The 601-nt window shown below is 32.6% G+C and carries 1 protein-coding gene and 1 pseudogene; both read left to right on the forward strand.

Translation table 11 applies throughout. The features are described 5' to 3' along the window. Positions 1-63: 63 nt before the first annotated feature. Positions 64-333 (forward strand): annotated as a pseudogene (locus tag HMPREF0216_RS18280) (hypothetical protein); the annotation flags it as partial. 184 nt (positions 334-517) lie between these two features. Continuing rightward, positions 518-601 (forward strand): LPXTG cell wall anchor domain-containing protein (locus tag HMPREF0216_RS18285; protein ID WP_423219177.1); only part of this gene is annotated, 84 nt, incomplete at its 3' end.

Consider the following 601-nt stretch of genomic DNA (forward strand, 5'->3'; position numbering starts at 1 on the left):
GTAGATAAATCAATACTTCAAGGTTTAGTTGATAGAGTAGAAGGAACTGATTCTACTAAGTATATTCCATCAACATGGACAGCATTTGCAAATGCTCTTGAAGCTGCAAATACAGTGCTTTCAAATGAAAATGCTACTCAAGAAGAAGTAGATTCAGCATATAGCACATTATTAAGAGCTTACTTAAGCTTAAGATTAACTCCAGACAAGTCTTTACTTGAAGGATTAATTAAAGAAGTTGAAAGTATAGATTTAGCAATGTATACAGCTAAGAGTGCAAAGGCAGTTGAAAAAGCATTAAAAGAAGCTAATAAAGTATTAGCAGATGATGAAGCAACTGAAAAAGAAATAAATACAGCATTAGCAAATCTTGAAAATGCTAAGAATTCTTTAGTTGCAAACTCATCAAATTCAACTTCAAGCAATAATAATAGTTCAAATAATAACAATCAATCATCAAGTTCAAATAATAATAGCGGAACTGCAAACAGTGGAAGCACTACTGGAAATTCAAATAGTGGAAAGGCTACCACAAACAGGAACAGCAGGTGTAGCTGGAATATTAATCAGTGGAGTTATTGCTTTACTTGGTGGATTAGGA

It is taken from the genome of Clostridium celatum DSM 1785 (genome assembly GCF_000320405.1).
Classification (GTDB): domain Bacteria; phylum Bacillota; class Clostridia; order Clostridiales; family Clostridiaceae; genus Clostridium; species Clostridium celatum.